Here is a 12,360-nt window from a genome sequence, read left to right as displayed (position 1 = left end):
GTCCATAGCGCGAACCGCTTGAACCCCTCGCCCCGCGACCCCATAAGGCCTGAATGACCCCCCCCGCGCCGCCCAAGCGCCTCTTCATCAAGACCTACGGCTGTCAGATGAATGTCTATGACAGCGAGCGCATGGCCGATGTGCTGGCGCCGCTGGGCTATGGCATGACCGATACGCCGGAAGACGCCGATCTGGTGGTGCTGAACACCTGCCACATCCGCGAGAAGGCCACCGAGAAGGTCTATTCCGAGCTGGGCCAGATCCGGCTGATGAAGCTGGCGCGCCAGGAGGCCGGCGCCGGCATGACCATCGCCGTGGCCGGCTGCGTCGCCCAGGCCGAGGGCGAAGAGATCATGCGCCGCCAGCCGGCCGTGGACCTGGTGGTCGGGCCGCAGGCCTATCACCAGCTGCCCGAGCTGATCGCCCGCACCCACCGGGCCCGCGGCGAGCGCCTGGCCGCCGACTTCGCCGCCGAGGACAAGTTCGACGCCCTGCCGACAGCGCGCAACGCCGGCGGCGTCACCGCCTTCCTCACCGTGCAGGAGGGCTGCGACAAGTTCTGCACCTTCTGCGTGGTGCCCTATACCCGCGGGGCCGAATGGTCGCGGCCCGCCGCGGCCATCCTGGCAGAGGCCCGCAGCCTGGCCGACCAGGGGGTGCGCGAAGTCACCCTGCTGGGCCAGAACGTCAACGCCTATCGCGATCCGGACGCCGGCGGCGGCCTGGCGGCGCTGGCCCGGGCGCTGGCCGCCATTCCGGGCCTGGACCGCATCCGCTACACCACCAGCCATCCCCGGGACATGGACGACGAGCTGATCGCCGCCCACGGCGAGCTGGACGCCTTCATGCCGTTCCTGCACCTGCCGGTGCAGTCGGGCTCGGACCGCATCCTGAAGGCCATGAACCGCGGCCATACGGTGGAGGCCTATCTCGCGCTGATCGACAAGATCCGCGCTGCGCGGCCCGACATCGCGATTTCCAGCGACTACATCGTCGGCTTCCCCGGCGAGCGGGACGCCGATTTCGAGGCGACCCTTTCCCTGGTGCGGCAGATGAGCCACGCCAGCGCGTTCTCGTTCAAATATTCCCGCCGTCCGGGCACGCCGGCCGCGGCCCTGCCGGGCCAGGTGGCCGAAGAGGTCAAGGCCGAGCGCCTGGCCCGCCTGCAGGCGGTGCTGGACGAGCAGCAGGTGGCGTTCAACGCCGCCCAGGTGGGCAAGACCCTGCCGGTCCTGTTCGAGCGCGTCGGCCGCCACCCCGGCCAGCTGGTCGGCCGCAGCCCCTATCTGCAGGGCGTCCACGCCCAGGCCGACCCGTCCCTGATCGGCCAGATCGCGCCGGTGCGGATCGACGGGGCGAGCAAGAACAGCCTTTCAGGCGTTCTGGCTCTGAAGCCGCAAACTGCGCCCGCCCTGGAGTCCCTTTGAGCCGCGCCCCGGAATTCATCGTCCTGACCGACGCGGCCGCCCGCGCCGTCAGCGGAACCAACAGCCGCCACGCCGCTCTGCTCGAGGACGCCTTCGGGGTCCTGGTGGAGACGCCGGGCGGCGGCGTGCAGCTGAGCGGCGACGCCAAGTCCCGCGGCATGGCCAAGCGGGCCATCCAGTCTCTGGCCAGCCGCGCCGACCAGGGGCTGGAGGTCAATGAGGCCGACGTCCGCGTCGCCATCGGCCAGGCTCGGATCGGCTCGGGCGCAGCCCCTGGCGGCCTGCCCGTGGGCCGTCGCGGCCAGGTGGCGCCCAAGACGCCTGCCCAAGCTCGTTATCTCAAGGCGCTCACCGATCATCCCCTGGTCTTCGGCCTGGGCCCCGCCGGCACCGGCAAGACCTTCCTGGCGGTCGCCCATGGGGCGGGCCTGCTGCTGCGCGGCGAGGTGGACCGGCTGATCGTCAGCCGCCCGGCCGTCGAGGCGGGCGAGCGCCTGGGCTTCCTGCCCGGGGACCTGTCGGAAAAGGTCGATCCCTATATGGCCCCGGTCTGGGAGGCCCTGACCGACATCATGGGCGTCGATCAGTTCCGCCGGCGCCGCGAAAAGGGCGAGATCGAGCTGGCCCCCATCGCCTTTATGCGCGGCCGCACCCTGTCGCAGGCCTTCGTCATCGTCGATGAGGCCCAGAACGCCACCCGGCTGCAGATGAAGATGGTCCTCACCCGCCTCGGCGAGGGCGCCCGCATGGCGGTGACCGGCGATCCCAGCCAGGTGGACCTGGTCAACGCGCGGGATTCCGGCCTCGCCCACGCGGTCGGCCTGCTGGACGGGGTCGAAGGCGTGGGCGTGGCCCGCTTCGCCGCCGAGGACGTGGTCCGCCACCCGCTGGTGGAGCGCATCGTGCGCGCCTATGAGGCCGATGCGGCGATGAACGGACGACCCGATTGATCGATATCGAGATCGAGGACGAGGCCTGGGCCGACGCCCTGCCGGACGCCCCTGTCCTGGTGCGGGCCGCCGCGCTCGCCGCCCTGGAGGGGGCCGGCAGGCGGCCGGCTGCGGCGGAGACGGAGTCGGCGTCTGGCCTGGTGGCGATCCTGCTCACCGACGACGAGGCGGTGGCCGACCTCAACGCCGAGTATCGGCGCAAGGCCGGGCCGACCAATGTGCTGTCCTTTCCGGCGGCGCAGAATCCTGAGGGATTTCTAGGCGATCTGGCCCTGGCCTTCGGCGTCTGCGCCCGGGAAGCCGACCAACAGAACAAGTCTCTGGCCGATCACCTGCAGCACCTTGTGGCGCACGGGGTTCTGCATCTTGTAGGCTATGACCATATGAACGAGGACGAGGCCGCCGATATGGAGGGCCTGGAGCGGCGAATACTCGCTGGCCTGGGCGTTGCAGATCCCTATGCGGCCGAACAGGGAGACCATGACTAGTTCGGAAGATCGAAGTTTGCCCGAGCCCGCCCCACCCCGACAGGGCGGCGGGTTTCGGGCGATCCTGAAACGTTTCGGCCGCAATGGCGCGACCCCGGAAACCGAGGACGCGCCGGCCGAGCCGGAAAACCGCATGGTGCGGCAGGCCGTAGCCTTCCAGTCCCTGCGGGTGGACGACGTGATGACGCCACGGGCCGACATCATCGCCGTCGAGCTCACCACCCCCTTCGGCGAGGTGGTCGAGCGCTTCATCGACGCCGAACATTCCCGAATGCCGATCTATCGCGAGACCCTGGACGACCCTGTGGGCGTGGTTCACGTCAAGGACGTCTTCCGGCTGCTCTCGGCCAATGGGTCCGGCCCCAAGGCCGATGAGGCCTTTCTCCACCGGGTTCGCCGGGACGCCCTCTATGTGCCGGCCTCCATGCGCGCCGCCGACCTGCTGCTGCAGATGCAGGCCGCCCGCACCCACATGGCCCTGGTTATCGACGAGTTCGGCGGCACCGATGGCCTGGTGACGCTCGAGGACCTGATCGAGGCCGTGGTCGGCGAGATCGACGACGAGCACGACGTGGCCCAGGCCAAGTCGATCATCGCCCGGCCCGGCGGCGTGTTCGAGGCCGACGCCCGCGCGCCCCTGGAAGAGCTGGAGGCCGCCGTCGCCCAGGCCCTGGCGCCGCCGGATCTGGAAGAAGAGATCGACACCGTGGGCGGCCTGGTCACGGCCCTGGCCGGCCGCGTGCCCCAGCGGGGCGAGCTGATCGAGCACCCCGCCGGCTTCGAACTGCAGGTGATGGACGCCGATCCGCGCCGGGTGAAGCGGGTTCGTCTGCGGCCCATCTCTGCCGCCGCCCCGGCCGGGGCTGGATCTGCGGCGAGCCCGGCGATGGGCGAGGCTTGAGCGGCCTCCTGAATCGGCTGGGCGGCCTTTTGCTGGCCCTGGAGGCGCGCGCCTGGAGCCGAGGCTTGCTGGCGCTCTTCGCGGGCCTCGCCGTCGCCCTGGCCCATCCGCCGTTCGGCGTTCTGCCGGGCCTGCTGGGCCTGGCCCTGCTGTTGCGGCTGGGAGATGGCGCAGGTCCCCGCCGCCCCCTGGCCTCGGCCTTTTTCCGCGGCTGGCTGGCGGGTCTGGGCTATTTCGCCCTCAGCGTCTGGTGGGTCACCGAGGCCTTTCTGGTGGACGCCGCGGCGCATGGCTGGATGGCGCCCTTCGCGCTGATCCTGCTGGCCGGCGGCCTGGCCCTCTTCTGGGGGGCTGGCCTGTGGCTGTATCGGCTGATCGCGCCGACGGGACCTGGCCGCGTGCTGGTCTTCGCCGGCGCCCTGGCGCTGGTGGAATGGCTCCGCGGCAACATCCTCACCGGCTTTCCGTGGAATCTGGTGGGGGAGGCCTGGCGGGCCGGCGGCGCCCCCTCCCAGGCCGCGGCCCTGGTCGGGGCCTATGGGCTGACTTGGCTGACCCTGGCCCTGGCCGCCAGCCCCGCCGTCCTGCCCGGGCTCGAGGCCCGCAGCCGCCGGATCGTCGGCGGCGCGGCGCTCGCCGTCGTGGTCCTGCTCTATGCCGGCGGCCTCTGGCGCCTGGCGGCCGCCCCGACGCCGCAGGACACCGCCGCCGTCGTGCGGATCGTCCAGGCCGATGTGGACCAGAAGGACAAATGGCGGCCGGAAAATCTCGACCTCATCTTCGACGACTATCTGCGCCTGTCGACAAGGCCGGCCGCCGTGACCCCCGACGTGGTGATCTGGCCCGAGGGCGCCCTGCCGGCGGTTATCGACGATCTCCTGGCGCCCGGCCGGCCCTACGCCGCCCGCCTGTCGGCCGCCCTTCCCCCGGGTCAGGTGCTCATGCTGGGCGCAAATCGGGTGGGCCTGGGGCGCGAAGCAGAGCTCGACTACTTCAACACCCTGGTCGCCTTCCGACGCGCCGAGGCGGGCGGACTTGAGGTTCTGGGGCTCTATGACAAGCATCGCCTGGTGCCCTTCGGGGAATATCTGCCCCTTGGGAATGCGATGACCCGCCTTGGCCTGCGCAGCCTGGTGAACATGCCCGAAGACTTCACCGCGGGCCCGCCGCCCCAGCCCCTGACCCTTCCGGGGCTGCCGCCGGTGCAGCCGCTGATCTGCTATGAGGCCCTGTTCCCCCGGTTCACCGGCCAGGCCGCCGCAAGGGGCGGCGTCCGCGCCGAGTGGATCTTGAATGTCTCCAACGACGCCTGGTTCGGCGCGACCTCGGGGCCGTGGCAACACCTGAACCTGGCCAGCTACCGCGCCATCGAGGAGGGTCTGCCCCTGGTGCGGTCCACCCCCACCGGCGTCTCCGGCGTCATCGACGCCCGCGGGCGACTGCAGACCGGCGCCTGGATGAGCCAGGGCCGTCAGGGGGTGATCGACTCCGCCCTGCCGCCGCCGGACGCGCCGACGCCCTTCTCGAGGTTTGGAAACCTGCCCTTCGCCCTGATGCTGCTCGTTTCAGGAGCTATGGGCGTCGCACCTTTGCTCCGTCGGCGATGAAGGTGGCTTGCGGGCGTTTTGCCCTTTTGCGAGTGATGTGCAGTTCGGTAAAGGGAGCGCCATGACCAAGGACCTCGATCTCGACCGATCCCCCAATCCGGTCGATCGGCATGTGGGCCTGCGCATCCGCCTGCGCCGGAAAGAGCTTGGCGTCAGCCAGGAAAAGCTGGCCGACTCCATCGGCCTCACCTTTCAGCAGGTCCAGAAGTACGAGCGGGCGGCCAATCGGGTCAGCGCCTCCAAGCTCTGGGAGGTGGCCCGGGCCCTTCGGACCTCCATCGCCTTTTTCTACGAGGGCCTTGGCGATCCCGCCCAGCACGGCGCCAATGGCCCCGACGACGGCCGCGACACGGTGCATGATTTCCTGCTGACCCCGGAAGGCATGGAGCTCGCCACCCTGTTCCCGCGGATCCGCCGGGCCAGGGTGCGGCGCAGGCTGCTGGACCTGGTGCGGACCATGGCCGAAGAGGCCGAGGCCGATCTGGACGAGACCGAGGGCGGCGAAGAAGTCTGACCGCACAGCTTGCGGGATATAAGGATTTCTTTATAGGGTGCCCGGCAAGTTGCCGGCCCGCCGCGTGCGCGGCCGCCTTCGCCTGACCGGAGCCCCGATTTTGAGCCGTTCCTCCTATATCTTCACCAGCGAAAGCGTCTCCGAAGGCCATCCCGACAAGGTCGCCGACCGGATTTCCGACACGGTGGTGGACGCCTTCATCGCCGCCGAGCCCCAGGCCCGCGTCGCCTGCGAGACCCTGGTGACCACCAATCGCATCGTGCTGGCCGGCGAAGTCCGCGCCGGGCGTCCCGGCGCCTCCAAGTCCGAGAACAAGGCGCTGACCAAGGAAATCATTCATAGCCTGGAGCCCAAGGTTCGCCAGGCGGTGAAGGATATCGGCTACGCCCAGAAGGGCTTCCACTGGGATAAGGCCAAGTTCGCCTGCTATCTGCACGCCCAGTCCGAACACATCGCCCAGGGCGTCGACGCCAGCGACAAGAAGGACGAAGGCGCCGGCGACCAGGGCATCATGTTCGGCTATGCCTGCGACGAGACCGCCGAGCTGATGCCCGCGGCCCTGCAATATTCGCACAACATCCTCAAGCGCCTGGCCGAGGTGCGCCACTCCGGCGAATGCGAGGCCCTGGAGCCCGACGCCAAGAGCCAGGTCACCCTGCGCTATGAGGACGGCAAGCCCGTCGAGGTGCTGAAGATCGTCGTCTCCACCCAGCACAAGAAGCGGATCGGCCTGCACACCGCTACGCCCAAGCGCGTGCAGGAGATGATCAAGCCCTATGTGGAAGGCGTGATCCCCGAGGGCCTGATCACCCGCAAGACCCAGTGGCTGGTCAATCCCACCGGCAAGTTCGAGATCGGCGGCCCGGACGGCGACGCCGGCCTGACCGGCCGCAAGATCATCGTCGACACCTATGGCGGCGCGGCCCCGCACGGCGGCGGCGCCTTTTCCGGCAAAGACCCCACCAAGGTGGACCGCTCGGCGGCCTATGCCTGCCGCTACCTGGCCAAGAACGTGGTCGCTGCGGGCCTGTCGCGCCGCTGCACCATCCAGATCAGCTACGCCATCGGCGTGGCCGAGCCCCTGTCCTTCTATGTGGACCTGCATGGCGAAGGTCATGTGGACCCCACCAAGCTGGAGCTGGTCCTGCCCGAGCTGATCGGCGGCGCCACCCCGCGGGCGATCCGCGAGCATCTGGGCCTGAACCGCCCGATCTACGCCCGCACGGCCGCCTACGGCCACTTTGGCCGCGAGCCGGACAATGAGGGCGGCTTCTCCTGGGAAAAGACCGATCTGGTCGACCAGCTGAAGAGCCTGGCCTGAACAACGCCGCCGGCGCGCCGCTCCACGACAGGAGCCGCGCGCCGGTCTAAGGCTTTCGCCCATGACGTCTGATCCCCATCCCCCGATGCGCTCCTTCGGGCGCATCAAGTCGCGGCCGATCAAGCCGCGGCAGGCCGCCCTGATGGACAGCCTGCTGCTGGAGATCCGCTGCCCGCTCGAGGATTTCGATCCCCGCGCCCTTCAGCCCCAGGCCAAGGCCGTCTGGCTGGAGATCGGGTTCGGCGGCGGAGAGCACATGGCCGCCCAGGCGGCCCGCGCGCCCGATACCCTGATCCTGGGCGCCGAGCCGTTCCAGAACGGCGTCGCCAGCGCGCTGCGCCATATCGACGAACAGGGCCTGGGCAATGTGCGCCTGCACGATGGGGATGTGCGCGAGCTGATGGCGCGGTTGCCGGACGGCGGCCTGGACCGGGTGTTCATCCTGTTTCCCGACCCCTGGCCCAAGGCCCGGCACAACAAGCGCCGGCTGGTGCAGGCCGAGCTGATCGCCGAGCTCGCCCGGCTGATGGCGCCGGGCGCCCGGCTGCGCTTCGCCACCGACTGGGCCGACTATGCCGACTGGACCCTGGAGCGGTTCCTGGCCTCGCCGGCCTTCGTCTGGGAGGCCGAGACGGCGCAGGACTGGCGCCAGCCGCCGGCCGACCACATCACCACCCGCTATGAGGAAAAGCGTCTGGGGGACTGCGCGCCGGTGTTCCTGGATTTCGTGCGGGTCTGACGCCAGGCTCTGAGGGCCGCCCACGAAAAAGGGGCGGTCAGCACGCCGACCGCCCCCGAAACACGACCGGCCTTGGCCGGTTACTTCTTGGCGTTCTGAGCCCGCTCGATGCCGGCGCGGATCAGGGCGGCGGTCTCGTCGGGATCGGCCCAACGGACGATGTCGACGCTCTTGCCCTTCTCCAGGTCCTTGTAGTGCTTGAAGAAGTGGGCGATCTGCTCGGTGAGGATGGCGGGCAGGCCGCGCCAGGATTCGACGCCCGTATAGAAGGGGTGCAGCTGGTCGACCGGAACAGCCAGGACCTTTTCGTCGGCGCCGGCCTCATCGGTCATCATCAGGGTGCCCACCGGACGGCAGCGGATGATCGCGCCGGGAACCACAGGGGTCGGGCCGACCACCATCACGTCCATCGGGTCGCCGTCTTCCGACAGGGTGTGGGGAATGAAGCCGTAATTGCCCGGGTAGAACATGGCCGTGTGCAGGAAACGGTCCACCAGCAGCGCGCCGGACTCCTTGTCGAGTTCGTACTTCACCGGCTCGCCGCCCTGCGGGATCTCGATGATGGCGTTGACGTCGTAGGGCGGGTTCACGCCGATGGCGATCTTGGAAAGGTCCATGTTCGAAATGACTCTTGTGATCTGTCTCGGGGAGGAGATGGCCCTCCCATAGGGCGAAAACCCGCCTGGGGAAACGGGGTTTGGCGCCCAGACACCGATGATCTCCGAGGCGAGGTCGCCGGGGCGGCCCGGCGCCGGCCTTGCGGCCCAGGCCGAAGCCGTCGACGCGGCCGGTCACGGGAAGGGTGACAAGCCCGTTGCAAGGGCCTATATTTGCAGCAACATCGTCCGATAGCGCTGGATAGCGCTTTCGAGCGGCGGGCTCCGGCCCAGCCGCTTTTTTCTTTGCCTGAGGACGGCTGGAGCTATGCGCGGCAAGACCGCAGAGGACCTGAGACTTCTGGAGCTGCTCGACCCCGTGGCCGAGGCGGCGGGCTATGAGATCGTGCGCCTGCGCCTGATGGGCGGCGAGCAGCAGCGCCGGCTGCAGATCATGGCCGAGACTCCGGACGGCGAGATGAACGTCGATGACTGCGCCGCCCTGTCCCGGGCCGTGGCCGAGATCATGGACGCCGCCGACCCGATCGCCGGGGAATATGTGCTGGAGGTCTCCTCGCCGGGGATCGACCGGCCGCTGACCCGGCTGAAGGATTTCGACACCTACGAAGGCTATGAGGCGAAGCTCGAGCTGGACCGCATGGCCGAGGGCCGCAAGCGCTTCCGCGGCGCCCTGGCCGGAACCGAAGAGGGCCAGGTCTGCCTGGACCTGGAGGGCGAGGACGAGACCGTGCTCGTGCCCTTTGACTGGATCGTCGAGGCCAAGCTGGTCCTGACCGATGAACTGATGAAACGCGGAGCCGAGCAGCGCGCCGAGCGCATCGCCTCCGACGGCGCCGTATCCCACCAAGAGGATTAGACCCATGAGCCTGACCGGCATCTCCGCCAACCGGCTGGAGCTTCTGCAGATCGCCGAGGCGGTGGCCCGCGAGAAATCGATCGACAAGGAGATCGTCATCGAGGCGATCGAAGAGGCGATCCAGAAGGGCGCGCGCTCCCGCTACGGGGCCGAGCACGACATCCGGGTGAACATCGACCCCAAGACCGGTGAGACCGTGATCAAGCGCGTTGTCACCGTGGTGTCCGACGACGCCGCCTGGGACGAGGAGGCCGGCGAAGAGGCCCCTCCGGGGATCATGCGCCTGTCCGAGGCCCGTCGCGACGACCCGAAGGCGCAGATCGGCCAGGTCTACGAAGAAATCCTGCCGCCCTTCGAATTCGGCCGGGTGCAGACCCAGATGGCCCGCCAGGTGGTGACCGGCAAGGTCCGCGAGGCCGAACGCGAACGCCAGCACGAGGAATTCAAGGATCGGGTCGGCGAGATCATCAGCGGCTCGGTCAAGCGGGTCGAGTACGGCAATGTCGTCGTCGATCTGGGTCGGGGCGAAGGCATCATGCGCCGGGACCAGTCGATCCCCCGCGAGAACTTCAATATCGGCGACCGCATCCGCTGCTACATCTACGACGTCCGCCGCGAGACCAAGGGTCCGCAGATCCTGCTCTCGCGCGCTCACGGCGGCTTCATGGCCAAGCTGTTCGCGCAGGAAGTGCCGGAAGTTTACGACGGCGTGATCGAAATCCGCGCCGTGGCCCGTGATCCGGGTTCGCGCGCCAAGATGGCCGTCGTCTCGAACGACAGCTCGATTGACCCGGTCGGCGCCTGCGTCGGTATGCGCGGTTCGCGCGTGCAGGCGGTGGTGGCCGAGCTGCAGGGCGAAAAGATCGACATCATCCAGTGGAGCCCGGACGAGGCGACCTTCATCGTGAACGGTCTGGCCCCCGCCGAAGTCTCCAAGGTGGTGATGGACGAAGAGGACGAGCGCGTCGAAGTGGTCGTGCCGGACGAGCAACTGTCGCTCGCCATCGGCCGCCGCGGTCAGAACGTCCGCCTCGCCAGCCAGCTGACCGGCTGGCAGATCGACATCATGACCGAGAGCCAGGAGAGCGAGCGCCGTCAGCGTGAGTTCGCCGAGCGCACGGCTCTGTTCCAGGAGGCCCTGGACGTCGATGAGGTGATCGCTCAGCTGCTGGTGACCGAAGGCTTCGCCACCGTCGAAGACGTGGCCTATGTCGACAACGCCGAAGTCGCGGCCATCGAAGGCTTCGACGAAGACACCGCCGAGGAAATCCAGGCTCGCGCCCGGGACTTCCTGGAAAAGATCGCCACCGAATACGACACCAAGCGCCTGGCGCTGGGCGTCGAGGACGGGTTGCTTGAGATCCAGGGCGTCACCCTGCCGATGGCCGTGGCCCTGGGCGAAGGCGACGTGAAGAGCGTCGAGGATCTCGCCGGGCTGATCCCCGACGACCTGCGCGGCTGGTTCGAAACCAAGGACGGTGAGCGCGTGCGCGAGCCGGGCATCCTGGAAAGCTTCAACATGGACGCGGCGGACGCCGAAGCCCTGATCATGCGCGCACGCGTCGCCATGGGCTGGGTCGAAGCGCCTGAGCCGGTTCCTGAAGCCGAGGTCGAGTATTCGGAAGTCGACGCGGTGTTCGGGCATGCGCCTGAACAGGCGCCGGTCGAAGCGGCTGAGGCTGAAGAGCCCGCGGCTGAAGCTCCGGCCGCCGAAGAAGGCCCGGAGGCCTAGTCCACGGTGACCAATCCCGCCCCGACCGTGACCGCCACGCGGGCTCCAAAGACCCTCGCGGCGGCCGCGCGGGAGCGGCGGGACATCGTCTCCGGCGAAGTGATGGACGAGGATCGCCTCATCCGTTTCGTCGTCGGTCCCGATCAAACCGTGGTTCCGGACCTGGCGCGCAAGTTGCCGGGCCGGGGGCTGTGGGTCGCCGCCGACCGCGTGTCGGTGGAGACCGCCGCCAAGAAGGGCCTGTTTTCGCGGGCCGCCAAGGCCAAGCTGACGCCGCCCGTGGGGCTGGCCGACCAGGTCGAGGAGCTGATGCTCCGGCGGCTAATGGACGGGCTGGGCCTTGCGAAACGCGCCGGCGACCTTATCTCGGGGTTCGAGAAGGTCGCCTCGGCCGTGAACGCCGGCAAGGCCGCCTGGGTCATCGAAGCCGCCGACGGCGCCGCTGATGGCCGCCGGAAGATTTTAAATGTGGCCCGCAGGTCACCGAAACCCCCGCAAATCTTCGGACTCTTCGCCGCCGAGGAATTGGGTTTGGCCTTGGGGGCAGAGAATGTGATACACACCGCCTTCCTTGCGGGGCGTGGCGCCGATCGTTGGACTGTAGATGTCCGCAGATTGACTGGCTTCCGCCCGCTCCTTCCCGAGAGTTGGCGCGAGGAAAAGCCTTCTGAGGCGAGTGGAACCTAAGTCGGTTTCGCGTGCCTAGAGCTATTGAAATGTCCGTGGTCGGGACCGTCCCGACCTGTAAGTAAAGCGAGCGCATGAGCGACGAGAACGACAACGGCCGGGCCCCTGGCGGGCGAGCTCCCCTGACCCTCAAGCCCCGTGGGGCTGGATCGGTCAGCGCGGGCACGGTGAAGCAAAGCTTCAGCCACGGCCGCTCCAAGACCGTGGTCGTGGAGACCAAACGCCAGCGGACGCACAACGCGCCGTCGGGCAATCTCGCCGCGCCTTCGTCGGCCGAGAAGCGCGCCTTCACGCCTCCGTCCTCCGCGCCACGCTCCTCGCAGGGTCCCTCGGGCGACAACTCGAACCTGTCGGCTGAAGAGCAGCGGGCCCGCCAACGCGCCATCGAACTGGCGCGTGAGCATCAGGCCCGTCAGGCCGCTGAGCAGCAAGCGCGTGAAGAACGTGCTCGCGCCGAAGCTGACGCCGCGGCCCGCGCCGCTGCTGCTGCGGCCGCCGCCGCTGCTGCTGCTGCGAAGTCC

13 protein-coding genes are annotated in these 12,360 nt (G+C 68.8%); 12 read left to right on the top strand and 1 reads right to left on the bottom strand.

Going from position 1 to position 12,360, the window contains the following annotated elements:
- Positions 1–53 precede the first annotated feature (53 nt).
- From miaB to trmB, 8 genes are all read left to right on the top strand, one after another.
- Positions 54–1,427 (top strand): tRNA (N6-isopentenyl adenosine(37)-C2)-methylthiotransferase MiaB, encoded by a 1,374-nt coding sequence (miaB, locus tag Q8L83_RS09215; RefSeq protein ID WP_305286237.1) that lies wholly within the window; start codon positions 54–56, stop codon positions 1,425–1,427.
- Positions 1,424–2,377 carry a PhoH family protein gene (locus Q8L83_RS09210; protein ID WP_305286235.1) on the top strand — a complete coding sequence of 318 codons (954 nt, stop codon included), beginning with the start codon at positions 1,424–1,426 and terminating at the stop codon, positions 2,375–2,377. The genes miaB and Q8L83_RS09210 overlap by 4 nt, the downstream gene beginning before the upstream one ends.
- Positions 2,374–2,865, top strand: a complete 492-nt coding sequence (gene ybeY, locus Q8L83_RS09205; RefSeq protein ID WP_305286233.1) for an rRNA maturation RNase YbeY — start codon at positions 2,374–2,376, stop codon at positions 2,863–2,865. The genes Q8L83_RS09210 and ybeY overlap by 4 nt, the downstream gene beginning before the upstream one ends.
- Positions 2,858–3,766 carry a hemolysin family protein gene (locus tag Q8L83_RS09200; protein WP_370868376.1) on the top strand — a complete coding sequence of 303 codons (909 nt, stop codon included), beginning with the start codon at positions 2,858–2,860 and terminating at the stop codon, positions 3,764–3,766. The genes ybeY and Q8L83_RS09200 overlap by 8 nt, the downstream gene beginning before the upstream one ends.
- Positions 3,763–5,373 (top strand): apolipoprotein N-acyltransferase, encoded by a 1,611-nt coding sequence (gene lnt, locus Q8L83_RS09195; RefSeq protein ID WP_305286230.1) that lies wholly within the window; start codon positions 3,763–3,765, stop codon positions 5,371–5,373. The genes Q8L83_RS09200 and lnt overlap by 4 nt, the downstream gene beginning before the upstream one ends.
- A gap of 61 nt (positions 5,374–5,434) precedes the next feature.
- Positions 5,435–5,887: a helix-turn-helix domain-containing protein gene (locus tag Q8L83_RS09190; protein ID WP_305286228.1), complete on the top strand. Its 453-nt coding sequence runs from the start codon at positions 5,435–5,437 to the stop codon at positions 5,885–5,887.
- Between the two features lie 100 nt (positions 5,888–5,987).
- Positions 5,988–7,208 (top strand): methionine adenosyltransferase, encoded by a 1,221-nt coding sequence (gene metK / locus Q8L83_RS09185; protein ID WP_305286226.1) that lies wholly within the window; start codon positions 5,988–5,990, stop codon positions 7,206–7,208.
- Positions 7,209–7,269: 61 nt separating this feature from the next.
- Complete coding sequence (gene trmB / locus Q8L83_RS09180; protein ID WP_305286223.1) at positions 7,270–7,947, top strand: tRNA (guanosine(46)-N7)-methyltransferase TrmB; 678 nt, start codon at positions 7,270–7,272, stop codon at positions 7,945–7,947.
- 80 nt (positions 7,948–8,027) lie between these two features.
- Here the strand turns inward: trmB and ppa are convergent, their stop codons facing one another.
- The gene (gene ppa, locus Q8L83_RS09175) at positions 8,028–8,564 is read right to left on the bottom strand and encodes an inorganic diphosphatase (RefSeq protein WP_305286221.1); all 537 of its coding nucleotides are present in this window, start codon (positions 8,562–8,564) and stop codon (positions 8,028–8,030) included.
- A gap of 307 nt (positions 8,565–8,871) precedes the next feature.
- Between ppa and rimP the strand changes: the two genes are divergently transcribed.
- The 4 genes from rimP to Q8L83_RS09155 all read left to right on the top strand — a co-directional run.
- The gene (rimP, locus tag Q8L83_RS09170; protein WP_305286219.1) at positions 8,872–9,420 is read left to right on the top strand and encodes a ribosome maturation factor RimP; all 549 of its coding nucleotides are present in this window, start codon (positions 8,872–8,874) and stop codon (positions 9,418–9,420) included.
- A gap of 4 nt (positions 9,421–9,424) precedes the next feature.
- On the top strand, positions 9,425–11,152 hold the full coding sequence (gene nusA / locus Q8L83_RS09165; RefSeq protein ID WP_305286218.1) for a transcription termination factor NusA: 1,728 nt from the start codon (positions 9,425–9,427) through the stop codon (positions 11,150–11,152).
- A 27-nt stretch (positions 11,153–11,179) separates the two neighbouring features.
- Complete coding sequence (locus tag Q8L83_RS09160; RefSeq protein ID WP_305286298.1) at positions 11,180–11,839, top strand: RNA-binding protein; 660 nt, start codon at positions 11,180–11,182, stop codon at positions 11,837–11,839.
- Between the two features lie 74 nt (positions 11,840–11,913).
- Positions 11,914–12,360, top strand: a 447-nt coding sequence (locus Q8L83_RS09155) for an IF-2-associated domain-containing protein (RefSeq protein WP_305286216.1), incomplete at its 3' end; no start/stop codon positions are given.

The sequence above is a fragment of the Phenylobacterium sp. genome (assembly GCF_030680185.1).
Taxonomy (GTDB): domain Bacteria; phylum Pseudomonadota; class Alphaproteobacteria; order Caulobacterales; family Caulobacteraceae; genus Phenylobacterium.
Note: the sequence above shows the minus strand (reverse complement) of the source record. Positions and strands in the feature narration are given on the sequence as shown.